General features: G+C 65.1%; 21 protein-coding genes. 9 read left to right on the top strand and 12 right to left on the bottom strand.

The window, feature by feature from the left end; translation table 11 throughout:
- Positions 1-10: 10 nt before the first annotated feature.
- From B3P22_RS04165 to pilG, 7 genes are all read right to left on the bottom strand, one after another.
- A complete protein-coding gene (locus B3P22_RS04165; protein WP_296270014.1) occupies positions 11-1,030 on the bottom strand; it encodes a chemotaxis protein CheB in 1,020 nt (339 codons plus the stop codon).
- Complete coding sequence (locus tag B3P22_RS04160) at positions 1,027-8,304, bottom strand: Hpt domain-containing protein (protein ID WP_296270013.1); 7,278 nt, start codon at positions 8,302-8,304, stop codon at positions 1,027-1,029. Before B3P22_RS04160 ends, B3P22_RS04165 begins: the two co-directional genes overlap by 4 nt.
- 25 nt (positions 8,305-8,329) lie before the next feature.
- Complete coding sequence (locus B3P22_RS04155; protein WP_296270093.1) at positions 8,330-9,190, bottom strand: protein-glutamate O-methyltransferase; 861 nt, start codon at positions 9,188-9,190, stop codon at positions 8,330-8,332.
- Positions 9,191-9,250: 60 nt separating this feature from the next.
- Positions 9,251-11,287 carry a methyl-accepting chemotaxis protein gene (locus B3P22_RS04150; protein ID WP_143502323.1) on the bottom strand — a complete coding sequence of 679 codons (2,037 nt, stop codon included), beginning with the start codon at positions 11,285-11,287 and terminating at the stop codon, positions 9,251-9,253.
- An 80-nt stretch (positions 11,288-11,367) separates the two neighbouring features.
- On the bottom strand, positions 11,368-11,907 hold the full coding sequence (locus B3P22_RS04145; RefSeq protein ID WP_013713613.1) for a chemotaxis protein CheW: 540 nt from the start codon (positions 11,905-11,907) through the stop codon (positions 11,368-11,370).
- Positions 11,908-11,952: 45 nt separating this feature from the next.
- Positions 11,953-12,318: a twitching motility response regulator PilH gene (gene pilH, locus B3P22_RS04140; protein ID WP_013713612.1), complete on the bottom strand. Its 366-nt coding sequence runs from the start codon at positions 12,316-12,318 to the stop codon at positions 11,953-11,955.
- A 47-nt stretch (positions 12,319-12,365) separates the two neighbouring features.
- Positions 12,366-12,773 (bottom strand): twitching motility response regulator PilG, encoded by a 408-nt coding sequence (gene pilG / locus B3P22_RS04135; protein WP_003458788.1) that lies wholly within the window; start codon positions 12,771-12,773, stop codon positions 12,366-12,368.
- Between the two features lie 242 nt (positions 12,774-13,015).
- Here pilG and gshB point away from each other — a divergent pair, with 242 nt between their 5' ends.
- The 8 genes from gshB (at position 13,016) to B3P22_RS04095 (ending at position 21,144) form a co-directional block, all read left to right on the top strand.
- Positions 13,016-13,966, top strand: coding sequence for a glutathione synthase (gshB, locus tag B3P22_RS04130; protein ID WP_296270012.1), 951 nt, complete (start codon positions 13,016-13,018; stop codon positions 13,964-13,966).
- Between the two features lie 166 nt (positions 13,967-14,132).
- Positions 14,133-15,029, top strand: coding sequence for an energy transducer TonB (locus tag B3P22_RS04125; protein WP_296270011.1), 897 nt, complete (start codon positions 14,133-14,135; stop codon positions 15,027-15,029).
- Positions 15,030-15,154: 125 nt separating this feature from the next.
- Positions 15,155-15,724, top strand: a complete 570-nt coding sequence (locus B3P22_RS04120) for a YqgE/AlgH family protein (RefSeq protein ID WP_197858063.1) — start codon at positions 15,155-15,157, stop codon at positions 15,722-15,724.
- On the top strand, positions 15,721-16,158 hold the full coding sequence (gene ruvX / locus B3P22_RS04115; protein ID WP_099522898.1) for a Holliday junction resolvase RuvX: 438 nt from the start codon (positions 15,721-15,723) through the stop codon (positions 16,156-16,158). The genes B3P22_RS04120 and ruvX overlap by 4 nt, the downstream gene beginning before the upstream one ends.
- A 30-nt stretch (positions 16,159-16,188) precedes the next feature.
- The gene (pyrR, locus tag B3P22_RS04110) at positions 16,189-16,692 is read left to right on the top strand and encodes a bifunctional pyr operon transcriptional regulator/uracil phosphoribosyltransferase PyrR (RefSeq protein WP_296270010.1); all 504 of its coding nucleotides are present in this window, start codon (positions 16,189-16,191) and stop codon (positions 16,690-16,692) included.
- A gap of 10 nt (positions 16,693-16,702) precedes the next feature.
- A complete protein-coding gene (locus tag B3P22_RS04105; protein ID WP_296270009.1) occupies positions 16,703-17,710 on the top strand; it encodes an aspartate carbamoyltransferase catalytic subunit in 1,008 nt (335 codons plus the stop codon).
- On the top strand, positions 17,710-18,981 hold the full coding sequence (locus B3P22_RS04100) for a dihydroorotase (protein ID WP_296270008.1): 1,272 nt from the start codon (positions 17,710-17,712) through the stop codon (positions 18,979-18,981). Before B3P22_RS04105 ends, B3P22_RS04100 begins: the two co-directional genes overlap by 1 nt.
- Before the next feature lie 255 nt (positions 18,982-19,236).
- Positions 19,237-21,144: a beta-ketoacyl synthase gene (locus B3P22_RS04095; protein WP_296270007.1), complete on the top strand. Its 1,908-nt coding sequence runs from the start codon at positions 19,237-19,239 to the stop codon at positions 21,142-21,144.
- Positions 21,145-21,202: 58 nt separating this feature from the next.
- Here B3P22_RS04095 and cysQ read toward each other — a convergent pair whose 3' ends face one another.
- On the bottom strand, positions 21,203-22,021 hold the full coding sequence (gene cysQ, locus B3P22_RS04090; RefSeq protein WP_296270006.1) for a 3'(2'),5'-bisphosphate nucleotidase CysQ: 819 nt from the start codon (positions 22,019-22,021) through the stop codon (positions 21,203-21,205).
- Positions 22,018-22,584: an ADP compounds hydrolase NudE gene (nudE, locus tag B3P22_RS04085; protein WP_296270005.1), complete on the bottom strand. Its 567-nt coding sequence runs from the start codon at positions 22,582-22,584 to the stop codon at positions 22,018-22,020. Before nudE ends, cysQ begins: the two co-directional genes overlap by 4 nt.
- A 124-nt stretch (positions 22,585-22,708) precedes the next feature.
- Here nudE and yrfG point away from each other — a divergent pair, with 124 nt between their 5' ends.
- Complete coding sequence (gene yrfG / locus B3P22_RS04080) at positions 22,709-23,371, top strand: GMP/IMP nucleotidase (RefSeq protein WP_296270004.1); 663 nt, start codon at positions 22,709-22,711, stop codon at positions 23,369-23,371.
- A gap of 271 nt (positions 23,372-23,642) precedes the next feature.
- Here the strand turns inward: yrfG and fdhD are convergent, their stop codons facing one another.
- The 3 genes from fdhD to fdhF all read right to left on the bottom strand — a co-directional run.
- Entirely contained in the window at positions 23,643-24,467 is an 825-nt protein-coding gene (fdhD, locus tag B3P22_RS04075) for a formate dehydrogenase accessory sulfurtransferase FdhD (RefSeq protein ID WP_296270003.1), read from the bottom strand.
- Positions 24,468-24,537: 70 nt separating this feature from the next.
- Positions 24,538-24,786 (bottom strand): formate dehydrogenase subunit delta, encoded by a 249-nt coding sequence (locus B3P22_RS04070; RefSeq protein WP_197858071.1) that lies wholly within the window; start codon positions 24,784-24,786, stop codon positions 24,538-24,540.
- A 97-nt stretch (positions 24,787-24,883) separates the two neighbouring features.
- Positions 24,884-26,521, bottom strand: a 1,638-nt coding sequence (fdhF, locus tag B3P22_RS04065; protein ID WP_296270002.1) for a formate dehydrogenase subunit alpha, incomplete at its 5' end; no start/stop codon positions are given.

Raw genomic sequence — 26,521 nt, 5'->3', positions numbered from 1 at the left:
TGAAACGTCCTCAACTGCAATGTTCGGCGAGGTGATTGACCAGCGCCACGGCCAGCTCGCGCGGGTCGGCGCTGAAGCTGCTGTAGCCGCCCTCACGCAGGCTGTCTGGCATGCTCGGGCTGGCGCAGCTGTCGGCGCGCTGGGTCCAGATCACCCCGCCCTGGCGTTTGACGTAGGCAGCGGCGGCACTGCCGTCGCTGCCCATGCCGCTGAACGCGATCACGCCGCACTGGGCACCGAATTGCTGCGCCAGGTTGAGCATCATCTGATCGATAGAGGGGCTGTAGGGCTCGGGCCAGCCGCGCTCGGCAATCTGCATCGCGCCGTCCTCGGCAAAGCCCAGCTCGCGAGTGATCGGCGCCACCACAACCTCGCCACAGCGCACCGGGTCGCCATGCCGCGCCGCGTTGACGTGCCACTGGCTGTGGCGCCCGACTGCCTGCGGCAATGTCGCCTCGAAACTGGCGTCGATGTGCTGGGCATAGATGAACCCGATGGGCAGACCACCCGGCAATGCATCGAGGAAGGCCTTGACCGCCGCCGGGCCGCCCAGCGAAGCCGCCAGCAACCAGACCTGGCGTGCCGGCTCACCGGCTTTCAGCGGCGTGTTGGCCAGCGCCTGCGGCAGCTCCAGGCGCGCCGGACGCTGCGCCTCGTCGAGCAATGCCTGCAGGCTGGGGCCGACCGCCTGGGTCGGGTCACCGACCAGACGCTTGAGCTTGCTGAACAGGCTGCGCTCCCAGCGCGGGTAGTTTTCCGAATGGCGCTCGGGCGCGTGGCCCTCGCCGAACAGCACCGGGGCGCTGGCGCGCTCCAGCAGGCTGTCGACCAGCGGAGAATCTTCCGACTGTGCCAGGTCCACCAACCACAGGTCGGTCTCGCAGGCCGCCAGCGCTTGCTCGTCGAGGCGTGCCGGGTCGCTGTTGAGTACCACCTGGTAGCCGCCACCGGCCAATGCCTGCTGCAGCACATGGCGCTGCAGCGAGGTGTCGGCGATTACTGCGATACGCGCGGAGGATTTGTCTGTCATGTCCGTTTGACCCGGTGGCTATCCACCAACTGTGCAATGGTGTCGAGCAGCAAGGACTCCTGATAAGGCTTGCCGAGGTACTGATTGACGCCGATGGCCATGGCCCGCTCGCGGTGCTTCTCGCCGGTACGCGAGGTGATCATGATGATCGGCAGGTCCTTCAGGCGCTCGTCGTGACGCACCAGGGTGGCCACCTCGAAGCCGTCCATGCGCGGCATCTCGATGTCCAGCAGCATGATGTCGGGCTTGTGCTCCTGCAGCTGGGCGATGGCGTCCACACCGTCCTTGGCGGTGACCACGTTCATGCCGTTACGCTCGAGCAGGCGGCTGGTAACCTTGCGCACGGTGACCGAGTCGTCCACCACCATGACCAGCGTCGGACGGTCGACTTCCACGTCCTCGTTGGCTGCGGCCTGACGCGAGGCCAGGCGCGGCGTCAGCTGGCTCTGCAGATGTGCGTGCAGCACACGGATGGTCGCCAGCAGATCGAGGATCACCACCACGCGACCGTCACCGAGGATGGTCGCTCCGGAAATGCCGTGCACCCCGGCGAACTGCGGGCCGAGGCTCTTCACCACGATCTCGCGCGAGCCGGCCAGGCTGTCCACCTGCACCGCCACAGCGTGCTCGCTGGAGCGCACCAGGATCACCGGCAGCGGCAGGCTCTGGCCCACCAGCTTGGGTTGTTGGCCGTTGTTCAGCAGGTCGCCCAGGTACTTCAGCTCGTACGCCTGGCCGGCGTATTCGAAGCGCGGCGCATCGGGGGCGTAGTAGGCCTCCAGCTCGTAGGGCGAGACGCGCACGATACCTTCGATGGTGTTGAGCGGGATGGCATACAGGTCCTCGCCGGAGTACACCATCAGCGCGCGGTTGACCGACACGGTGAACGGCAGGCGAATGGTGAAGCGCGTGCCCTGGCCCAGGTTCGAGTCGATGCTCATCGAACCACCGAGCTGCTTGACCTCCGAATGCACCACGTCCATGCCGACGCCACGCCCGGAAATCTGCGTGACCTTCTCCGCCGTGGAGAAACCAGCCTCGAGGATGAATTGCAGCACCTCGTGGTCGCTGAGGTCGCTGTCGGCATCCATCAGGCCACGCTCGATGGCCTTGCGGCGCACGGCCTCCAGACGGATGCCGCCACCGTCATCGTCCAGGGTGAGGACGATGTCGCCGCCCTCGCGGCCAAGATTGAGTCGAATGGTGCCGGTGTCCGGCTTGCCGGCGGCACGACGCACCTCGGCCAACTCGATGCCATGATCGACGGCGTTACGCAGCATGTGCTCCAGCGGCGCGACGATGCGCTCGAGCACGGTACGGTCCATTTCCCCTTCGGCGTTGCCGACGACGAACTCGACCTGCTTGCCCAGCTCGCCGGCCACCTGGCGGACGATACGGCGCAGGCGCGGCACCAGGCGGTCGAACGGCACCATGCGCGTGCGCATCAGGCCTTCCTGCAGCTCGGTGTTGACCCGCGCCTGTTGCAGCAACAGGGTTTCGGCGTCGCGGTTCTTCGCCGCCAGGGTTTCCTTGAGATCGAGCAAGTCGGAGGCGGACTCGAACAACGCACGCGAGAGCTGCTGCAGTTGCGAGTGGCGGTCCATCTCCAGCGGGTCGAAGTCTTCGTAGCCGGCGCGCTCGGCCTCGGCCTGGTAACGGCTGAGAATCTGCGCCTGGGTCTCGGTATCGAGACGGCGCAACTGATCGCGCACCCGGTCGATGGTCGCTTCCATCTCGCTCAGGGTGAAGCTGACATCGCTGACCTGCTGCTCGACACGACCGCGGAAGATCGAGGTCTCACCCGCCAGGTTGACCAGGCCCTCGAGCAGCTCGGCCGGCACCTTGACCAGCTCCTGCGGGGCGCGACGGGCAGCGGCTTCCTGAGCGGCCGCCTGGGCGCGCTGTACGAACGGCAGCACTTTCGGCGCCTGCACCTGAGTCGGCACTTCGCTGGCGGCGACGATCGGGTTGCGCAGCGTGGTGACCGTTGGCTCAGGCTCCGCCTCGATCACAGGCGCAGCCATCGGTTCATCGGCAAGGCTGGCGCTGAGGCGCTGGCGCAGCAGGTCAAGTTCCTGCTGCAGCCCTTCGAAACCGGACTGCACGTCCAGCAACAGGCTGTCAGGCCAGGGCGCGCCCTGTTGCAGCGCTTCGCTCAGATGCTGTTCCAGGTCGTGACTCAGATCGCCAAGACGCTTCTGCCCAGCCAGGCGTGCACCACCCTTGAGGGTGTGCAGGATGCGCAGCATCTCGTCGATGGCACTGCTGTCGTCGCGCTGTTCTTCCCATCGGCCGACGGCGGTTTCCATCGCCTCGAGCAGGTCGTCGCCTTCTTCGAGGAAGATATCGAGGATGTCGCTGTCCGCTTCTTCGGCCTCGTCGCGCTCGACCACAGCCTTGAGCTGCACCGCCGACGGCATGCTGAGCTGCTCGTCAGGGTTGGCCCGGAAGCGCTTGATGGTATCGATCAGGGCATCGCCCTGCGGCACCGCACGCTGACCACGCACGGCTTCGAGCATCTCGGCCAGACGGTCGTGGCAAGCCTGCAGCAGGCTGAACAGTTCCGGGCTGGCGCGCAGGCGACCGGCGCCGAGGCCTTCGTAGAGGAATTCCAGTTCGTGAGCCAGATCGCCGATCTCGCGAATCTCGGCCATGCGCGCCCCGCCCTTGAGCGTGTGCAGGTCGCGCTGCAGGGCTTCCAGCTCCAGGCTGTTGTCGACATCGGCCATCCAGCGCTGCAGCGCGGCGCCGGCGCTATCGATGATGTCGAAACCTTCTTCGAGGAAAATCTCCACCAGCTCGGGATCACGCTCGTCGTGCCAGTTGGCCAGCGCTGCATCCTGCGCCTCGGGCTCGGGCTCGGGCTCGGCAACAGCTTCGCTCGGCGGCAGCTCGTCTTCGGGCAGAACTAGCTCGACCTCGTCGATCAGCGGCAACTCGGCCTCAGGCTCGGCCTGTGGCTCTTCATCGAACACGATCTCGTCTTCGACCAGCGCCAGGGGCGGCAGCTCGTAGCTTTCCGCCTGCGCCAGCGCTTCGGCTGGCTCGTCATCCGCCTCAGGCTCGATCTGAGCAACGGCGGCCGACAGGCTTTGCGGCGTGCCGCCCTGACGGAACTGCCGGATCGCCTGGATCAGGTCGTCACCCGAGACCAGCGGCCGGCGCGCCTGCAACTGGTCGAGCATCTGCGCCAGGCGGTCATGGCTTTGCTGCAGCAGGCTACCCAGCTCCGGCGAGTGGTTGTAACGGCGGTCGACCAGGCCTTCGTAGAGCGACTCCAGCTCGTGGCCCAGGTCACCGATCGGGCGAATCGCGGCCATGCGCGCGCCGCCCTTGAGGGTGTGCAGGTCGCGCTGCAGCGAGGACAACGGCAGGGTGTTGTCCGGCTCGCCGAGCCAGCGCTCCAGCGCCTGACCGGCACTCTCCAGAATGTCCACCGCCTCTTCGAGGAAGATCTCCACCATTTCCTCGTCGAGTTCGGCGTCGGCCGCGCTCGGGTCGTCTTCGACCTGCGCTTCGGCCTGTGGCGCTTCGACCGCCTCCTCGATGAACTCCGCCTCGGCAACCTGCTCATCCAGGCTCTGCGGCTCGCTATCGGCCTGCTCCAGCTCAACCATGGTCTGATTGAGCTCGGTGATTTCCAGCCCCTCGGCGCCAGGCGTCAGCAAGGCCAGGGTATTGGGATCGATGGCTTCGCTGAGCAGGTCGCGCAGCGCCTGTACCCGCTCGGGTTGCGGGCTGACCTGCAAGGCGGCGGCGACCTGATCCATCATGCCGATCAGCGCTTCGTGAGCCTTTTCTGCCTCATCGAAGAAGCGCTCGCTGACGGCCAGGCTGCCTTCTTCGACGGCGCCGTAAAGGTCCAGCAGGGCCTCGCACAGTTCGTCGATCTGCGGCAGCTCGGCCATCTCGGCACCACGGCCGAGGGTGGCCAGCTCTTCCAGCAGTGCAGACAACTCCTGGCGCTCGGACGGGTGCTCACGCCACTTGCGCAGCAGATCCTCGGCATCGAGCAGGATGTCCATACCTTCGGCGAGGAAAATGCTGATCAGCTGCGGATCGCGGCTCTCGCCGCTTTGCGCCATACGCTCGTTTTCGGCATTGGCCAGACGCTCCTGATGCAGCGCCTGCACGCGGGCCAGAAACGCCTCGGCACCGGGAATCGGCGCCAGCGGCTGGCTTTCCAGGTTATCGAGGCCGGTGCGGAACAGGCCCTCGGCGCTGCTGAGCAATTCGGCGGCCGCCAGATCGACCTGAATCAGGTTGGTCTTGAACTCCTTGACCAGCTTCTCCAGCGGCGCGGCAATTTCCGCCACCGGCAGGATACCGGCCATGTAGGCACTGCCCTTGAGGGTATGCAGGGCGCGCTGCAGGTCATCGGTCACCGGTTGCGGCAGTTCCTGCGCGCAGTCGGCGAGAAAGCCCACCAGGGTGTCCAGATGGGTTTCCGCCTCGTTACGGAAGATCTCCAGCAACTGCGGGTCGAGGGGCTCGCCATCGACAGGCTCGCCTTCGAGCGCTTGGTTGTCGCTTGAGGCGACCGGCTCGGCGACCTCGGTAGCTTGGTCAACGCCCACGGGCTCGGCTACCTGCTGGGCGGCCGGGGCGTCAGATTTTGGGGGCGTCTGCCCCTTGGCCAGCGCATGCGCGGTGGCGGCCAACAGGTCGACGTCATCACGCTGGCGCTGCGCCTTGGCGGCAAACTCTTCGACCAGTGCCGGCATCAGCGCCACGACGTCGAGCACCACCTGCTGCACCGACTCGCCCGGCTCGATGCTGCGATCCAGCACGCGGTTGAGCAGGTTCTCGATGGACCAGGCCAGTTCGCCGATGATCAACGCACGCACCATGCGCCCACTGCCCTTGAGGGTGTGGAAGGCGCGGCGGACTTCGATCAGCGCGTCCTTGTTGGCGGTATCGGCCTGCCACTGCGGCAGGTACTCGGCGATGGTTTCCAGCACCTCACCGGCTTCTTCGATGAAGACTTCCAGCAGCTCCTCGTCCACCGGCTCTTCATCGGCAGGCGGCGGCAGCAGGCTCGGCGGCACATCGGCGGCAGGCGGGTTGATCGCCTGCACCGGGGCGGCCATCACATCAGCCATCGACAGCGGTTTCTCAGCTGCCGGCGCGTCAATCTCGGGCGTGACCTCGGGTGCGCTGGGCAGCTCGACTTCCGGCAGTTCCAGGTCCGCCAGTTCCAGTTCGTCCCACTGCGGCGTCTCGGCCAGTTGCTCCAGGCTCAGCTCTTCGAGCTCCAGCGCAGACTCGGGCTCGGCATCGAGCAACGGCGCGGCGACGGTCTCCTCGCTCTGTAGCGCGGGTAGCTCTTCGAGCTCTTCCAATTCGAAAGTGAAGGTATCGGCCGTTTCGTTGGCGCTCGGCAGCTCGGGCTCATCGTCCAGTGCTGGCAGATCTGCAACAACATCGTCAGCAGGCTCGTCCAGCTCGAACGCCAGCGGTTCGAGCTCGGCCAGAGGCTCTTCGAGTTGCCCGTCCTCGGCGCCCAGCAGTTCGATTTCCTGCAACGGGTCGGCCAGCGGTGCCAGGCTCTCTTCCTGCGGTTCGACGCGGTCGAGGATCGATGGCTTTTCCTTGAGCGGGTAGCCCAGGGTCTCCAGGCTCTCCTCGGCGACATCGAGAATCAGGTCGCCCTGAGAGCCATGGTCCTCGGCCAGGCGTTCGAGGTAGTACTCGACGCTGGTGATGGCATCGGCCAGGGTGTCCAGGCTCTGCCAGTTGGGCACGGCCTTGCGCGCCAGCAGCTGTTCCTGGATGTAGCGGTTGCAGGCGTTGAGCAGGTCGGCGGCGCGCTGCAGCGGGATCATCGCCAGACCGCCACGGACCTGGGTCAGCAGCTCGGGCACACGGGCCAGGTGCTCGTGGTTCCACTGCGAAGCGATGAACTCGATGATCGCGTCCTTGGCCTGTTCCAGACCATTACGCGCTTCCTTGATCACCAACTGATGAATCTGCGCCACATCGGTGGTCGGCAGGTGACTCTGCTCGTTCGGGCTGTCGTCGCTCGGGCCGACCATGCCGGCCAGGGTCGCCTCTACGTAGAGCAGCGCACCGGCGACGTCCATCAATACGGCGTCGTTGGGCTCGCGCTGGCCGAGGGACAGGCTGTGGACCACGTCGATCTGGTCGAGGATCACCTTGCGCGGCTGACCGAAGCCCAGCACCGCGAGGGTATCGGCGATCTGCTTGAGCGGCGCCAGCAGGGCGTCGAGCTCGCCGGGATGGCTGCGATCGCTGCGCACGAACAGGTCGAGACTGTCCTTGACCCGCACCAGCTCCTCACACAGCGCGGCAACCACCGAGCGCATGGCATCACGGTCGGGACCCGCCAGGCGGGCGCGCTCTTCGTCCACCACCTCGTTGTCGGGCAGTGCGTCGTCGAGACGGTATTGTTCCTTGAGGCTACGGATACGCGGCGACTGCGCCGGCGCCTTGGCCACGTAGAACAGCAGGTTCTTGGTGAGTTCGTCTGGGGCGGGCTGGTTGATGCCGTCGGCGCCCTGCTCGACCAGGCGCTTGAGCTCCTTGTCGACCTGGCGCAGCAGCGTGCGCACGGAAGTACCGTTGACCACGCTGCCATTGGCCAGGCCTTCGATCAGGCCGGAGGCGATCTGCCACAAGCCGCCCAGCGGGGCGGCCTTGCACAGGCTTTCCAGACGAGCGAACACACGCGCCATGTAGCCGAGATTGGTGGCCAGGTCCTGGCCACGGATCACACCGACCAATGCCATTTGCAGCATCTGCCGCAGCTTGCGCAACAGAACCGGCAGCTCGGCAGTACGCAGGCGCGCCAGGCTGTCCGACGGCAGCGCCGGCAGACGTGCGGACATGTCCGGGGAGAACAGGCTGGTTTCCGACAGCAGCTTCTCGCCGCGGGCGGCGCGCAGGTCGTTGAGCAGCGGCAGCACGACCATCGGCAGGTCGCGGCGAGCGGTCTGAATACGATCGAGGTACACAGGCAGTTGCAGGATGGCCTGCATCAGCACCTCCAGGGCTTCGCCCTGGTTGGCCACGCGACCTTCCATCAGCGCCTTGGCCAGCTGTTCCATTTCTTCGGCGAGCAATGCTGCGCCGTAGAACTCGACCATCTGCAAGGTGCCGTGAACCTGGTGCACGTAGGTCAGGCAGAAGCGCATGCGCGTGGGGTCCTGCGGGTTCTCGACGAACGCCTCCAGGGCCTGCCGCGCCTGCTTCAGGGTTTCCCCGATCTCGCCTTTGACCCACTCCAGGGCGACATAATCATGCCGATCACCCATAGCCACTCCACTCATAAACTTGGCCTTATCCCTTGCGGGTAAACGCCAGAACTCGCTCGTCGGCCACCGGCACCAGTTGCGGGTGCTGCCAACCGGCTACTTCGCCCACGCCCACGACCAGCAGGCCACCCGGCGTCAGGCTCTCGGCCAGGCGGTTGAGGATGTCGCGGCGACGCCAGCGGCGGAAATAGATCAGCAAGTTCTGACAGAAAATCACGTCCATGCCGGACATCGGCGCCTTGGCCAGTTCCAGCACATTGAGCCGGGCGCTGCATACGCGCGCCGCCAGACTCGGTACCACCTTGAAACGTCCATCGGCCTGCGCGAGAAAGTAGCGCTCGCGCAGCTCGTCACTCACCTGCTCCAGGCGCCGCGCCGAATAGCACGCCTCACGCGCCTTGCTCAGTGCACCCTGACTGATATCCGTACCGGTCACCGCAAAGTGTTCGGGCAGCTCGCTGCCCTGCAGGGCTTCGGCGGCCATGATCGCCAGCGAATAAGGCTCCTCACCACTGGAGCAACCCACGCTCCACAGTTCCCAGGGCTTGCCCAGCCCTGCCGCCAGGCGCTCCTGCAGGTACTGCGAGAGCACCTCGAAGGAAGGCGGATGACGGAAGAAACGGGTTTCCTGCACGGTCAGCCGATCCAGCAGGGTCGACCACTCCACCGCGCCACGCGGGCCATCGGTGACCTGACGGTAGTAGCTGGCGTAATCCTCGACGCCCAGTTCGCGCATGCGCGCACTCAGGTTGGTCTGCAGGAATGCGCGCCGCTGCTCGCTGATCACCACACCGGTACGCGCTTCAAGCAGCGTCTGCCAGTCGTGGAAATCGGCTTGCGACATATCGGTCACCGGGCGCAATGCCCAAACGCCCGCTGACTGCATACCTTCGCCCTGGGTCATGGCTGTGATGCGGAGGCTGCAGCCAGCCTCCGCGCTCCTTTATCAGGCGTCTGGCAGGGTGAAGCCGGACACCGACTTGCGCATCTCGCTGGCCATCTTGGCCAGGTTACCAATGCTCTTGGCGGTGGCGGTGGTACCCGAGGACGTCTGCGAGGTGATCTCCTGGATCACGTTCATGGTGTTGGAAATGTGGCCGGCCGAAGAGGCCTGCTGGCGAGCGGCGTTGGAAATGTTCTGGATGAGGGCCGCGAGGGTCTTCGATACCTTCTCGATCTCTTCCAGTGCCACACCGGCGTCCTGCGCCAGGCGGGCACCGCGCACCACTTCGGAAGTCGTCTGTTCCATGGAGATAACGGCTTCGTTGGTGTCGGTCTGAATGGTTTTTACCAGCGCCTCGATCTGCTTGGTCGCCGCCGAGGAACGTTCTGCGAGGCGTTGTACCTCGTCCGCTACCACGGCGAAGCCGCGGCCCGCATCACCAGCCATGGACGCCTGGATCGCGGCGTTCAGTGCGAGGATGTTGGTCTGGTCGGCAATGTCGTTAATCAGGCTTACGATGTCACCGATCTCCTGGGACGATTCGCCGAGGCGCTTGATCCGCTTCGAGGTATCCTGGATCTGCTCACGGATGTTATCCATGCCGGTGATGGTGTTGTGTACGACCTCGTTGCCCTTGTTGGCGATGGCTACGGAACGTTCCGCTACCGCGGAGGATTCCGAGGCGTTCGCCGATACCTGGTCAATCGACACGGCCATTTCATTGATCGCCGCGGAGGCACCGGCGATTTCCTGCGCCTGGTGCTCGGAGGCCTCGGCCAGGTGCATCGCCGTGGCCTGGGTTTCCTGGGCCGCACCGGCTACCTGAACGGCGGTCAGGTTGATGGTGGCTACCAGGTCGCGCAGCTGGTCGATGGAGTAGTTGATGGAGTCGGCGATGGCACCGGTGAAGTCTTCGGTTACCGTCGCGGCCACGGTCAGGTCACCGTCGGCGAGGTCGGCGATTTCGTCGAGCAGACGCAGAATCGCCGCCTGGTTACGTTCGTTCTTCTCGGCGGTTTCAGCCAGACGACGGTTGGTTTCACGCACCATCACCAGGCCGATGAGAATGATCGAGCCCAGCGCCAGACCACCCAGCACGTAGCCGAACAGGGTGTTGATGGCGCGGCCGTCGGCGAGGTCTTCGAAGCCGGCAGCCAACTCGGACGCCTTGTCCAGCAGGGTCTGCGACACGGTGAAGATCGAGTTCGCCGACTCACGCACCTGGAACAGTTCCGGCGAGGTCTCGAGAATCTCGTCCACCGAACCGGATACGAATTCGAACAGCTCGGAAATCTCGGCCAGACGCTCGAGGGCTTCCTCGTCGGTCACCTGGCTGATTTCCATCGCGGCGTTGCCTTCGAGCATCGCCGCCAGTACACGACCGAACAGGCTGGCGTCACGACCGAACATGTCGGCGGCCTGCACCGAGTCTTCGTCACCGGCCAGTACCTTGTTCACCGAACCGAGGATACGTTCAGCCAGCAGCGACTGACGCTGGGCCACGGAAACCTGGGCAGCCGGCGCGCCGCTTTCCAGCAGGATGTCGACCACTTCCTCGTACTCGACCTGCAGCTGCGGGATGGTTTCCGCCAGGGTGGCGGCTACCTGGTGCAGCGACAGTACGGTCTGTTCACTGGCGAGAATGGCGTCGGTGTTCTGCCGCAGGCTATCCCAGTCCTGCTGTACCGCAGCCATCTGCGCCTGCACCGACTCGGGTGCCGGCGGCAAACCGCTGCTGGCATCGCCATCGGTCAGGTAGCCCCAGCGCTGCTGGAAGTCGTTACGTGCGTCGCGCAACAGACCGAAGGCTTCGGCAGTACCCGCCGCCGCTTCCGTGGCGTTCTTGGCGATACGCTGGGACAGTACGCGCAGCTCACCGGAGTGACTGATGTACTCGGTATCGTAGTTGGACTGGGTGTTGATGTAGGCGAAGTTCGCGAACAACAGCACGATGGAAACGATAAGCACGACGAACAGCGCTGCGATCAGCGTACTGCTGCGTGCCCCCGCCAACAAATTGCCTGCATTTAGTTTTTTCATTATCTGGCCCCCGCCTGGACCGACCGCACTAGGGTTCCCATGTAACGCCAAAGAGCCGGCAGAGCCGGCCCAACCGAAATCTACTGATAGGACACGTCGAGAAAGCCCGGATCGGCCGTCAGCGCATGAGGGCTGAACACCAACCAGGGCTGTTCCCGTTGGAAAACACCGTGGATGAACGGCGCAATGCTCGCCTCGAGAGGCGGCAGTTGTTCTGAGAAGGCATCCACGGGGAAATGCTGCATACCGAAGACTTCGTCGACCGTCAGGCCGGCGAAGATTTCCTGATGGTCGACCACCAGGATTCGCCGCAGCTTGCGCAGCGGCGACAATTCACTGCCGAAGAACCCGCACAGGTCCATGATCGGCAACAGGCGGCCACGCACGTTGGCCACCCCTTTGACCCAGCCCTTCACACCCGGCAGCAGGGTGTAGCGCGGCTCGTGCAGGACCTCGCCCACTTCCCCCATCGGCGCGACGAAGAATCGCTCGCCCATGCGAAAACCGATACCGCTCCAGGTCTGCACCGCCGCCTGTTGCGACGGCAGGCCGGCCGCCAGGGCCCGGCAACGCTGGTCGATCTCGAGGAGAATCTGGAAAGGAGTCTGCGCGTCCGACATGCCAGCCGTGGCCTTCTTCTTATTCAGTCAACGGACGGCACGGCATCAGCCGGCCAGTACCGCATTGAGAGTTTTCAGCAAGGTGTCTTCGTCGACCGGTTTGGTCAGGTAGTCCTTCGCGCCCTGGCGCTTGCCCCAGACCTTGTCGGTTTCCTGATCCTTGGTGGTGACGATGATCACCGGGATGTGGCTGGTTTCGGCGTCCTTGGTCAGTTGACGAGTCGCCTGGAAGCCATTGAGGCCGGGCATGACGATGTCCATCAGGACCGCGTCCGGCTTCTCCTGGCGAGCCAGGGCCACGCCGTCGGCGCCGTTTTCCGCCTTCAGTACCTGATGGCCGTGCTTTTCCAGCATGGCGGTCAGCTTGTACATCTCGGTCGGGGAGTCATCAACAATCAGAATTCGAGCCATGGTGTTTCCCAATGCAGAAGAGACGCAGGGGCCGCGAGGCCAGTGCGTCAGGAGGCTTGTTCCACCGGGGTGAAGTCCGGCACATGGGCTTTGATCGCACCGAGCAGCTCTTCCTTGCTGAAGGGCTTGGTCAGGTATTGATCGGAGCCGACGATGCGGCCCTTGGCCTTGTCGAACAGGCCATCCTTGGAGGACAGCATGATCACCGGGGTGGATTTGAAGGCACTGTTGTTCTTGATCAGGGCACAGGTCTGATACCCATCGAGACGCGGCATCATGATGTCGACAAAGATGATACTGGGGTGAGTGTCGGCAATCTTGGCCAGGGCATCGAAGCCATCGACCGCGGTGATGACGTCACAACCCACTTTTTTCAGCAGAGTTTCGGCGGTGCGACGAATCGTCTTCGAGTCGTCGATCACCATCACTTTCAAACCCTCGGAATGCTGTTCCATGTTCGCCCTACCATCGCCTCGGTGAGTCGTTATATTCGCGTTATCAGTATGCCTGAGGCCCAGTCGCCGATGGGGCTTGACCCAATCGTCGGGCCTTTTTAGCACACTCTCCAGATGCAATCTATAAGCCTGCCGGGGCAGCACCAGCCCTTGACCAAGGCCCCGGCCAACGCCACCCTGACAGCCTTTTCACGGCATGGCCAACCCGGCCTCTACCCTCTACCTCGCGGAGAGTTACCCCCATGAGCCTTCGTCTCGGGATCGTCATGGATCCGATTGCCAGCATTTCCTTCAAGAAGGACAGCTCGCTGGCCATGTTGCTGGCCGCTCAAGCACGCGGCTGGTCGCTGTTCTACATGGAGCAGCAGGATCTCTACCAGGTTCGCGGTCAGGCTCGTGCCCGCCTGCGCCCGCTGGAGGTGTTCAATGACCCGCAGCGCTGGTTCACCCTTGGCATGGAACAGGACACGCCGCTCGCCGAGTTGGACGTAATCCTGATGCGCAAGGACCCGCCCTTCGATAACGAATTCGTCTACTCCACCTACCTGCTCGAGCAGGCGGAGCGCGACGGCGTACTGGTGGTCAATCGGCCGCAGAGCCTGCGCGACTGCAATGAAAAGTTCTTCGCCACCCAGTTTCCCCAATACACGCCACCGACCCTGGTCAGTCGACGCGCCGATATTGTGCGCCAGTTTGCCGATGAGCACCGTGACATCATTCTCAAACCCCTTGATGGCATGGGCGGTTCGCAGATCTTTCGCCACCGTGCAGGCGACCCCAACCTCTCGGTGATTCTGGAAACCCTGACCCTGCACGGTCAGCAGCAGATCATGGTGCAGGCCTACCTGCCTGCCATCAAGGATGGCGACAAGCGCATCCTGATGATAGATGGCGAACCGGTGCCCTACTGCCTGGCGCGCATTCCGGCCGCCGGAGAAACCCGTGGCAACCTGGCTGCAGGCGGCCGCGGCGAAGCCAGGCCGCTGACCGATCGCGACCGCGAGATCGCCGCGGCGGTCGGCCCGACCCTGCGTGAAAAGGGGCTGATATTCGTCGGACTCGATGTAATCGGCGACCACCTGACGGAAATCAACGTTACCAGCCCGACCTGCATCCGCGAGATCGACGCTGCCTTCGATACCCGTATCGGCGAGCGCCTGATGGACTGCATCGCGGCGAAGCGCGGATCGTAAGGCGGGTGCAACCCGCCACTGCCTGGCCGACGGGTTGCACCCGCCCTACGCCAGCATCACATAAACGCCACAAGCTTGAACCAGCTAACAGCCTGGCGCTTCAGGCTTGCAGCCTGAAGCGTCGCGCCGCAGACTGCGCGACATTCGAAAGCAGACCCGATACGCGATGAACGCAGCCGCCACCCCAACCACCGCTTCCTCCGCCACCGTCCGTCCGGCGGATCGCCTGGGGTTCACCCTGTTTCTCGCCGCAGCCCTGCATGTGGCGCTGATTCTTGGCGTCGGCTTCACCCTGGAGTCGCCACCAGAGATCAGCAAGACGCTGGAAATTACCCTGTCCACATTCAAGAGCGAAGAGAAGCCCAAGGAGGCCGACTTCCTCGCCCAGGATAACCAACAAGGCAGCGGTACGCTGGAACACGCCGCTGCACCGAAAACAACCGAGCAGGCTCCCTTCCAGGACAGCGAGGTGCGCAAGGTCACACCACCTGCCACCCCGCAGCAGCCTGCCAGCAAGCCAGAAGCGCCCAAGGCCGCCGTCGCCACGCGCGCACCACAGCAGCAGAAAACACCGGTCAAACGCGAAGAAGCCAAACCGGTCCCGGAAACGCGCCCGGCACCGGTATTCGACTCCGCCCAGCTCTCGACAGAAATCGCCAGCCTGGAAGCCGAACTGGCGCAGGAAGTTCAAGCCTACGCCAAGCGCCCGAAGATCCACCGCCTCAACGCCGCCTCGACCATGCGCGACAAGGGCGCCTGGTACAAGGACGAATGGCGCAAGAAGGTCGAGCGCATCGGCAACCTCAATTATCCGGACGACGCCCGCCGCCAACGCATCTACGGCAGCCTGCGCCTGCTGGTGTCGATCAACCGCGATGGCTCCCTGTATGAAGTGCAGGTGCTGGAGTCCTCGGGCCAGGCCGTCCTGGACCAGGCCGCGCAACGCATCGTGCGCCTGGCCGCGCCCTATGCGCCCTTCACCGGCGACCTGGCCGATATCGACCGCCTAGAAATCATCCGCACCTGGCGCTTCGACCGCGGCGACCGGCTGTCGAGCAACTGATAGGGCAGCTGCAAGCTTCAAGCTGCAAGCCTCAAGAAGGCCACTCACGCCCTCCTGTCTCACCCAGGCTTTTCGCCTTTACTTGCAGCTTGTCCCTTGCAGCTTGCAGCTTCAAACTAGGCGCCATGAAGAATTCAGCCCCCACCTCGCTCAAGCACCATTTCCTGATCGCCATGCCGCACATGGCCGATCCGAACTTCGCGCAAACCGTCACCTACCTGGTCGAACACAACGAGCAGGGGGCGATGGGCCTGGTGATCAACAAACCCAACGGCCTCAACCTGGCCGAAGTGCTGGAGCAATTACGCCCTGACGAGGAGCCCGCAGCGCTGTGCCACAGCCTGCCGATCTTCGCCGGCGGCCCGGTACAGACCGACCGCGGCTTCGTCCTGCATCCGGCTGGCCCGCAGTTCCAGGCGACCCTGGAGCTGGGTGAGCTGGGCCTTTCGACCTCGCAGGACGTGCTGTTCGCCATCGCCGACGGCAGCGGCCCGGATCGCTACCTGATCACGCTCGGCTACGCCGGCTGGGAAGCGGGGCAACTGGAAGCGGAGCTGGCCGACAACGCCTGGCTGACCTGCCCCGCCGACAGCAGCATTCTCTTCGACATGCCCTACGACCAGCGCCTCGATGCCGCTGCAGCACGCCTGGGAGTCAACCTCAGCCTGCTGACCTCGCAGGTCGGGCACGCCTGATGAGTGACAAGCCACTGCGCCTGCTGCTGGGCTTCGACTATGGCACCAAGCAGATCGGCGTCGCCGTCGGCCAGGTGATCACCGGCCAGGCCCGTGAACTGTGCGTGCTCAAGGCGCAGAACGGCGTGCCGGACTGGAGCCGCGTCGAAGCGCTGATCAAGGAGTGGCAGCCGGACGCCGTGGTAGTCGGCCTGCCGCTGAACATGGACGGCACGCCCAGCGAGATGAGCGCCCGCGCCGAGAAATTCGCCCGCCGCCTCAATGGCCGCTTCAACCTGCCCGCCTACACCCACGACGAGCGCCTGACCACCTTCGAGGCCAAGGGCCAGCGCCTGCGCGAAGGCCAGAGCGGCGGCTACCGCGAGCGCCCGGTCGATGCCATTGCCGCCGCTCTGCTACTGCAGGGCTGGCTAGAGGAAAACTGCACGGGCTGAGCGACTCGGCCCGCACCAAGGAGTTTCGCCATGCTACCGAACCCCAACGACCTGCTGCCGGCCATGGCCAGTGCGCTGACCCAGCACCTCAACCAGCGCCAGATCAGCGAACCGCGCTTTATCGGCATCCGCACTGGCGGCGTCTGGGTCGCCCAGGCCCTGCTGCAGGCGCTGGGCCGTGATGACGCCCTTGGCATCCTCGACGTGTCCTTCTACCGCGACGACTTCACCCAGAACGGCCTGCATCCACAGGTGCAACCGTCCGAGTTGCCGTTCGAGATCGAAGGCCAGCATCTGGTGCTGATCGACGACGTACTGATGAGCGGGCGCACCATCCGCGCCGCGCTGAACGAACTGTTCGACTATGGTCGCCCGGCCAGCGTGACCCTGGTCAGCCTGCTCGACCTCAACGCCCGCGAGTTGCCGATCCGCCCGGATGTGTTCGGTGCCACCCTGTCGCTGGCGACCAACGAGCGGGTAAAATTGTCCGGCCCGACGCCGCTGACCCTCGAACTCCAGACGCTCGCCAACTGAGACCCCCGCGATGACGCCACTCGCCGCCAAGCGCCCGCTGCAGCTGAACGACCAAGGTCAGCTGCGTCACTTCCTCTCACTCGACGGCCTGCCCCGCGAGCTGTTGACCGAAATTCTCGACACCGCCGACTCCTTCCTCGAAGTCGGCGCGCGCGCGGTGAAGAAAGTCCCGCTGCTGCGCGGCAAGACCGTGTGCAACGTGTTCTTCGAGAACTCCACGCGCACCCGCACCACCTTCGAGCTGGCCGCCCAGCGCCTGTCGGCCGACGTCATCAGCCTCAACGTCTCGACCAGCTCCACCAGCAAGGGCGAGACGCTGTTCGACACTCTGCGCAATCTCGAGGCCATGGCCGCCGACATCTTCGTCGTGCGCCATGCCGACTCCGGCGCCGCGCACTTCATCGCCGAGCACGTGTGCCCGAATCTGGCGATCATCAACGGTGGCGACGGCCGCCACGCGCACCCGACTCAGGGCATGCTCGACATGCTCACCATTCGCCGCCACAAGGGCGACTTCGAGAATCTCTCGGTGGCCATCGTCGGCGATATCCTGCACTCGCGGGTGGCGCGCTCGAACATGCTCGCGCTGAAGACCCTGGGCTGCCCGGACATCCGCGTCATCGCACCGAAGACCCTGCTGCCGATCGGTCTGGAAGAAAGCTACGGCGTGCGTGTGTTCAGCAATGCCAATGAAGGCCTCAAGGATGTGGACGTGGTGATCATGCTGCGCCTGCAGCGCGAGCGCATGCAGGGCGGCCTGCTGCCCAGCGAGGGCGAGTTCTACCGCCTGTTCGGCCTCACCGAGCAGCGCCTCAAGCTGGCCAAGCCCGATGCCCTGGTGATGCACCCGGGCCCGATCAACCGCGGCGTGGAGATCGAGTCGGCAGTGGCCGACGGCCCTCAGTCGGTAATCCTCAACCAGGTCACCTATGGCATCGCCATTCGCATGGCCGTGCTGTCGATGGCCATGAGCGGGCAGAACGCCCAACGTCAACTCAACGCCGAGGAGGCCAACTGATGCGTACCGCAATCCTCGGCGCCCGCGTGATCGACCCGGCCAGCGGCCAGGACCGGGTCAGCGACCTCTTTATCGACGGCGGCAAGCTGGCCGCCATCGGCCAGGCACCGGCCGGTTTCACTGCCGACAAGACGCTCGAGGCCCAAGGCCTGATCGCCGCGCCCGGCCTGGTCGACCTGTCCGTGGCCCTGCGCGAGCCGGGCTACAGCCGCAAGGGCAGCATCGCCACGGAAACCCTGGCCGCTGCGGCCGGCGGCGTCACCAGCCTGTGCTGCCCACCGTTCACCAAGCCGGTGCTGGATACCTCGGCCGTGGCCGAGCTGATCCTCGACCGCGCCCGCGAAGCCGGGCACACCAAGGTCTTCCCCATCGGGGCGCTGAGCAAGGGCCTGGCTGGCGAACAGCTTGCCGAGCTGGTCGCGCTGCGCGATGCCGGCTGCGTGGCCTTCGGCAACGGCCTGGACAACTTCCGCAGCAGCCGTACCCTGCGCCGCGCGCTGGAATATGCAGCCACCTTCGACCTGCAGGTGATCTTCCACTCGCAGGACGCCGACCTGGCCGAAGGCGGCCTGGCCCACGAAGGCCCGACCGCCAGCTTCCTCGGCCTGGCCGGCATCCCGGAAACCGCCGAAACCGTGGCCCTGGCCCGCGACCTGCTGCTGGTGGAACAGAGCGGCGTGCGCGCGCATTTCAGCCAGATCACCAGCGCCCGTGGCGCCGAGCTGATCGCAGGCGCCCAGGCTCGCGGCCTGCCAGTGACCGCCGATGTCGCGCTGTACCAGCTGATCCTCACCGACGAGGCGCTGATCGATTTCTCCAGCCTCTACCACGTACAGCCGCCACTGCGCTCACGCGCCGACCGCGACGGTCTGCGCGAAGCGGTGAAAGCCGGGGTGATCTCGGCTATCGCCAGCCACCACCAGCCGCACGAGCGCGATGCCAAGCTGGCGCCCTTCGCCGCCACAGAGCCGGGTATCAGCAGCGTGCAGTTGCTGCTGCCGCTGGCCATGAGCCTGGTGCAGGACGGCCTGCTGGATCTGCCGACACTGCTGGCGCGTCTGTCCAGCGGCCCGGCTGCCGCACTGCGCCTGCCGGCCGGCAAGCTGAGCGTCGGCGGCGCTGCCGATATCGTGCTGTTCGATGCGCAGGCCTCCACCGTCGCCGGTGAACAGTGGCACTCCAAGGGCAGCAACTGCCCATTCATCGGCCATTGCCTGCCCGGTGCGGTGCGCTACACACTGGTCGACGGGCATATCAGCTACCAGAGCTGAGCCATCCAAGCCCGCCGTCTGGCGGGCTCGTTTTTCGTGGGTGCGCCAAGCGCACCCTGCGCCCTGAAGACGCCCCATCCCATCCGCGACACGCGCCGCACTCGCCACGACATTGGACGAATGAGTGACTCGACGGTCATGATCCACGTCAGGTTAGCAGCCGAAATTTTCCAAATGCCACCGCCCTATGACCCCGCCCGCGCTCACTGGCGCCGGCCTGGCGTCGCGCTGGCCTTGTTCAGGAGCTTTTGAGTTATGTCGCGCTTACCTGTGATCGTGGGTTTTGGGGGTTACAACGCAGCCGGGCGCAGCTCCTTCCACCATGGTTTTCGTCGTACCGTGCAGGAGTCGCTGGAGCCTCAGGCACGCCAGGAAACCCTGGCCGGGCTGGCGCAGATGATGAAGCTGGTACGTGTAATCGATGGCCAGTATCAGGATCAGGACGGCCAGGCGCTGAGCCTGGCAGAGATCGAAAGCCGCTACGCCAAGCAGATACTCGCAGGCACCCTGGTGCGCCGCATCGAGAAACAGCACCTGGACCCGGACGCCGCCCACTGGCAGAAAAGCATCGGCGTCGCCCCCGCCAATGGCGCCAACCTGAGCTTCATCACCCAGCGCAAGCAACTGCCCGAGCCGATGCCGGCCAATTGGTCGATCGAAGAGCTCGAGGGCAACGAAGTACGCGTCACCCTGCATGACAGCTGCGAATTCAAGGTCGACAGCTACCGCCCGCTGGCGGTGAAATCCGCCGGCCAGCTGCCCACCGGTTTCGAGCCGAGCGAACTGTATAACGCCCGCTTTCACCCACGTGGCCTGGCCATGACCGTGGTCGGCGTCACCGATGCTCTACGCTCGGTTGGCATCGACTGGCAGCGCATCGTCCAGCACGTCGCCCCGGACGAGATCGCCGTGTTCGCCAGCTGCATCATGAGCCAGCTCGACGAGAACGGTTTCGGCGGCATGATGCAGTCGCGCCTCAAAGGCGGCCGCGTCACCGCCAAGCAACTGGCCCTGGGCCTGAACACCATGCCGGCTGACTTTATCAACGCCTACGTGCTCGGCAGCGTCGGCACCACCGGCAGCATCACCGGCGCCTGCGCGACCTTCCTCTACAACCTGCAGAAGGGCATCGAGCAGATCGCCTCGGGCAAGGCGCGCGTGGTCATCGTCGGCAGCAGCGAGGCGCCGATCAACCAGGAATGCATCGAGGGCTACGGCGCCATGGGCGCGCTGGCCACCGAAGAAGGCCTGCGCCAGATCGAAGGCAAGAGCGATGTGGACTTCCGCCGCGCCAGCCGCCCGTTCGGCGACAACTGCGGCTTCACCCTGGCCGAGGCCTGTCAGTTCGTGGTGCTGATGGACGACGAGCTGGCCCTGGAGCTGGGTGCCGACATCCACGGCGCGGTGCCGGACGTGTTCATCAATGCCGATGGTTTCAAGAAATCCATTTCCGCGCCCGGCCCGGGCAACTACCTGACCGTGGCCAAGGCCGTGGCCAGCGCCGCGCAGCTGCTCGGTCTGGATGCCGTACGCAATCGCAGCTTCGTCCACGCTCATGGCTCCAGCACCCCGGCCAACCGCGTCACCGAGTCGGAGATCCTCGACCGCGTCGCGGCTGCGTTCGGCATCGAACAGTGGCCGGTCACGGCGGTGAAGGCCTTCGTCGGCCACTCCCTGGCCACCGCCAGCGGCGATCAGGTGATCGGCGCCCTCGGCGCCTTCAAGTACGGAATCGTGCCAGGCATCAAGACCATCGACGCCGTCGCTGGCGACGTGCATCAGGATCACCTGAGCCTGTCCACCGAAGACCGTAAGGTGGGTGAGCACGCGCTGGACGTGGCCTTCATCAACTCCAAGGGTTTCGGCGGCAACAATGCCAGCGCCCTGGTACTGGCCCCTCACGTGACCGAACGCATGCTGCGCAAGCGCCACGGCCAGGCCGCCTTCGACGCCTACCTGGCCCGCCGCGAGGGCACCCGCGCCGCCGCAGCCGCCTACGACCAGCAGGCGCTGCAGGGCAAGCTGGACATCATCTACAACTTCGGCAACGACATGATCGACGACCAGGCGATCTCCATCACCACCGAAGAAGTGAAGGTGCCGGGCTTCGACCAGCCGCTGGTGTTCAGGAAGGACGAGCGCTACAGCGATATGCTCGATTGAGCCGTAGGGCGGGTGCAACCCGCCATGGGCGATGTGGCGGGTTTCACCCGCCCTACAATTAGAGTGCCCGCGCCAACTCGATCAACGCGCCACGCCACTCGGCGTCAGCCGGCAGCGCCAGGAAAGACGGATTGAGGAAGGATTCACGCGCCTCGTAGGTCAGCGCCTCGCCAGCCAGATCCAGCACTTCGCCGCCCGCCCCTTCCAGCACGCCCTGCGCGGCAGCGGTATCCCACTGCGAGGTAGGCGCCAGGCGTGGGTAGCAATCGGCATTGCCTTCGGCCAACAGACAGAACTTCAGCGAACTGCCGATATTGGCCAGCGCCGGCTCGCCAAAACGCTCAGCGAGCCCTGCGAGCAGGGTTTCCTGCGCCGGGCTCGAGTGGCGCTTGCTGGCCACCAGGGTAAAGCCTTGCGCCGGCGCCAGACGCACGCTGATCGACTGCCCCACACCCGGCGCTTCGCTACGCCAGGCGCCGAAGCCGGCGCCGCCGTAATAGCAGCGGCCGCTGGCCGGGATGCCGACCACACCGAAGACCACGCGGCCGCGCTCGATCAGCGCGACATTGACAGTGAACTCCTCTGATCCGGCGATGAACTCCTTGGTGCCATCGAGCGGATCGACCAGCCACCAGCGGGTCCAGGCGGCGCGCTCGGCCAGCGCAATGTCGGCGGCCTCTTCCGACAGCACCGGAATATCCGGCGCCAGCGCCTGCAGGCCATCGAGCAGGATATGGTGCGCGGCCAGGTCGGCAGCGGTTACCGGCGAGGCGTCAGCCTTTTCCGTCACCGCCACATCGCTGCGCCAGTACGGCAAGGTCGCAGCGCCTGCAGCGCGTACCAGTTCGATTACCTTGGGGATATAGGGATGGCTCACGGGCGGTACTCCCCGCGCTGGGTGAGCAGGTCGCGTACCAGATAAAGCGCGGCCAGGGCACGGCCCTCGCTGAATTGCTCGTGCTGGGCCAGGCTGGACAGCTCGCGCAGGCTGATGCGGTCGACCCGCATCGGCTCGGGCTCGTCGCCGGGCAGGCGCTCCTCGTACAGATCGCGCGCCAGCACCACCTGGATCTTCTGGCTCATGTAACCGGGCGACAGGCTCAGCTCGGTGATGTACTCCAGTTCATGCGCACCGAACCCCGCCTCCTCCTTGAGCTCGCGATTGGCCGCCACCAGCACGTCCTCCCCCGGCTCGATCAGCCCCTTGGGCAGCGACAGCTGATAGTCATCGGTGCCGCCGCAGTATTCCTCGATCAGCACGGCATGCTCGGCGTCGAGCATCGCCACCACCATCACCGCACCATAACCGGCGCCCTTGCCGACCAATCGCTCGTAGGTGCGCTCGGTACCGTTGGAAAAACGCAACTGCACCTCCTCGACACAGAACAGGCGGCTGCTGGCGACGATCTCGCGGGCGAGAACCGTGGGTTTTTGACGCATGGGACGACTCCTTGGCGAGACCTGGTCGGTTATCATACAGCGGCTTTTGCGATTATCCCCGGCGCAGATTGCGCGATCGCGACGCGCGCCGGCAGATTCACGACTTTCATTACCTGGCGCGCCCATGCCTTCACTACCCTGGCACCAGATCGACACTGTCCTGCTGGACATGGACGGCACCCTGCTCGATCTGCACTTCGACAATCACTTCTGGCTCAAGCACCTGCCGCAGCGCTATGCCGAACATCATGGCATCAGCCTGGCGCTGGCCGAGGCCGAGCTGCTGCCACTGTTTCGCCAGCACGCCGGCACGCTGAACTGGTACTGCACGGACTTCTGGAGCCGCGAACTGAAACTGTCGATCCGCGAACTCAAGCGTGAGGTCGCCGACCTGATCGCCCTGCGCCCGGACGCCGAGCTGTTCCTTCGCGCCCTGCGCGAGGCCGGCAAGCGTGTGGTGCTGATCACCAACGCGCATCGCGATTCGCTGTCGTTGAAGATGGAACGGGTCGAACTGGCGCCCTGGTTCGAGCGCCTGATCAGCTCTCACGACTACGGCTTTCCCAAGGAGAACCAGCAGTTCTGGTTCGCCCTGCGTCAGGACGTCGGCTTCGATCCGGCGCGCAGCCTGTTCATCGACGACAGCCTGCCGATTCTGCGCAGCGCCGGACAGTTCGGTGTCGCCCACCTGCTTGCCGTGCGTCAGCCGGACAGCCAGGCCGGGCCCAAGGACACCGAAGAATTCGACGCGGTGGAGGTTTACCAGGAGTTGCTGCAGGGCCTGTAGCGCGGAGGCAATCCGGGACGCTCTTCATAATACTGTTCACTTAAGGTTGCACACGTTTTGCTCCCCTCTCCCATTTATGGGAGAGGGGCTGGGGGAGAGGGCCGAAAACACCGCGAAACCGCCGGTTTCCCCTCTCCGAACGCGGCCCGCCCTAACCCTCTCCCCAAAGGGGCGAGGGGACTGATCGTGTTTGACCGTTTCTTAAGTGAACAGCATTAGGGACGCTCTTCGAGGATCTTCCCGGATTACATCCGGGCTACCAAGCGGGAGCCTAGGGCGCCGGGCTGTAGACGCGTGGCGCGCTGTGATGCGGCAGGTGGATGAGGTTGAGACGGTGCCGACGCGCCCAGCGCACGCACAGTTCGGTCGGCGCCGACAGGCTGACCAGGCTGGCGAAGCCGGCGCGTACCGCCTTGTGGATCAGTTCCAGGCTGCAGCGGCTGGTGACCACGGCAAAGCCGCGGCGGGCGTCGCGGCTTTCACGGTTTAGCGCGCCGATCAGCTTGTCCAGCGCGTTGTGCCGGCCAATGTCTTCGCGGCACAGGACGATCTCACCAGACTCGTCGACGAACAGCGCCGCGTGCAGCGCACCGCTCTGGCGCGCCAGCTTCTGCACTTCGCCGATGCGCGTACGCAGGTCGGTCAGGTGCGCGGCCGGTGGCAGCGGGTTGACGCTCAGGGTGTCGAGTTGCGGCAGCGCCTGCTCCAGTGCTTCGACACCGCACAGGCCACAACCACTGGTACCGGCCAGAGTGCGCCGCTGCTGCTTGAGCGCCCAGAAGGCACGACTGGCAATCTCAACGTCGGCGCTGAATGCCTCACCCGCGCGCTTGAGCTGGATGTCGTAGATATCCTCGGCCGCCGCCACGACTGCAGACGTCAGGCTGAAGCCGACGACGAAATCCTCCAGCGCACTGGGCGACACCATCATCACCGCATGGTTGATGCCGTTGTAGGCGATAGCCAGCGCACATTCCTCGGCCAGCACCGCATGCCCCACGCTGGCGGTCTCGTCCAGTTCGGCATAGGCGTAGCCGCCCGGTGCAGGGCTGGCGGCGATGTCATCAGCAGGTGGACGTGAAGCACGGTGAGTCATGTGATGCGGATTCCTCGAGATGATCGCAGGGCGCCTGGCGGCGCCGTGCGAGACAGCCGGATTGCAGCACTCAGACAGTAACAGCCTGCGGCGCGATCTGCCCGCGCGAATCACTTAGCACCCGCAACGCGAACTCGCTCAGGCCTTCGCCGCCGCTGGCGTCCAGGTGAGCGTAAAGCGCCGTGCGCATCTGCGGGTCCCACTGCCGTCGCAGATGCTGAGCGTACTCGCTACGCGCCTGCTCCTGGTCGGGCTGGGAAGCGAAGAAGGCACCGATCTGGTTGGCCATCTTGATCAGTTGCGTGGCGTTCATGCCCATGGCTGTGCTCCGCTGGTTGTTCGGCAATCCGCAAGGAACAGGTTAGTGTGGCAGGGGCGCACACCGCGCACCCCTGCCATCTGCGTTGGTTGCAGCATCATAGCTGCACCACCGGCAGCAAGCTGACCTGCTCGCGGGTGAAGCTATCGAACTCCTGCTGCCAGTCGGACGGCGTCTCGACCTTGCGCACCTGCACCGCCGTGACCTTGTATTCCGGGCAGTTGGTGGCCCAGTCGGAATTGTCGGTGGTGATCACGTTGGCGCCGGATTCCGGGTGGTGGAAGGTGGTGTACACCACCCCCGGCTGCATGCGCTCGGTGACCTTGGCGCGCATCACCGTCTCGCCGGCACGGCTGTTGATGCCGACCCAGTCGCCATCCTTGATGCCGCGATCCTCGGCGTCCACCGGGTGCAGTTCGAGGATGTCCTCGGCGTGCCAGGCCTTGTTGGCGGTACGCCGGGTCTGCGCACCAACGTTGTACTGCGAGAGGATACGCCCGGTGGTCAGCACCAGCGGCCGCTTGCGCGAGGTGCGCTCCTCGGTCGGAATAAACTCGGTAACCACGAAGCGCCCCTTGCCACGCACGAAGGCGTCCTCGTGCATGATCGGCGTGCCTTCCGGCGCCTCGTCGTTGCACGGCCACTGGATACTGCCCATGCGCTCGAGCTTGGCGTAACTGACACCGGTGAAGGTCGGCGTCAGCGCGGCGATCTCGTCCATGATCTCGGACGGATGCTTGTAGTTCATCGGGTAGCCGAGGGCGTTGGACAACGCCACGGTCACTTCCCAGTCTTCCTTGCCGGCCAGTGCCGGCATCACCTTGCGCACCGGGGAGATGCGGCGCTCGGCGTTGGTGAAGGTGCCGTTCTTCTCCAGGAAGGAGGCGCCAGGCAGGAACACGTGGGCGTACTTGGCGGTTTCGTTGAGGAACAGGTCCTGGATAACCACGCACTCCATGGCCTTGAGTGCATCGGTGACGTGCTGGGTGTCGGGGTCGGACTGCGCCGGGTCCTCGCCCTGGATGTACATGCCCTTGAAGGTGCCGGCATGCGCAGCAGCGAGCATGTTGGGGATGCGTAGACCCGGCTCGTCGAGCAGCTTGACGCCCCAGGCGGCCTCGAACTGCGGCCGCGCCACCGGATCGGAAACGTGGCGGTAGCCCGGCAGCTCGTGGGGGAAGGAACCCATGTCGCAGGAGCCCTGCACGTTGTTCTGTCCGCGCAGCGGGTTCACGCCGACACCCGGACGGCCGATATTGCCGGTGGCCATGGCCAGGTTGGCGATCGCCATCACGGTGGACGAGCCCTGGCTGTGCTCGGTGACGCCCAGGCCGTAGTAGATCGCCGCGTTACCGCCAGTGGCATACAGCCGCGCAGCCGCGCGCACCGAGGCAGCCGGGACGCCGGTCAGGGCTTCCATGGCCTCGGGGCTGTTGCGTTGTTCACTGACGAAGGTGCGCCATTGCTCGAAGCCTTCTGCCTCGCAGCGCTCGGCAACGAAGGCTTCGTTGACCAGGCCCTCGGTGACGATCACGTGGCCCAGGCTGTTGAGCAGAGCGACGTTGCTGCCGGGACGCAGTTGCAGGTGGTGCTCGGCACGGATGTGCGGGCTGCGCACCAGGTCGATACCACGTGGGTCGGCAACGACCAGCTTGGCCCCCTGGCGCAGGCGGCGCTTGAGCTGCGAGCCGAATACCGGGTGGCCGTCGGTGGGGTTGGCACCGATCACCAGCAC

The sequence above is a fragment of the Pseudomonas sp. UBA6323 genome (genome assembly GCF_002439135.1).
Lineage (GTDB): Bacteria > Pseudomonadota > Gammaproteobacteria > Pseudomonadales > Pseudomonadaceae > Aquipseudomonas.
Note: the sequence above shows the minus strand (reverse complement) of the source record. Positions and strands in the feature narration are given on the sequence as shown.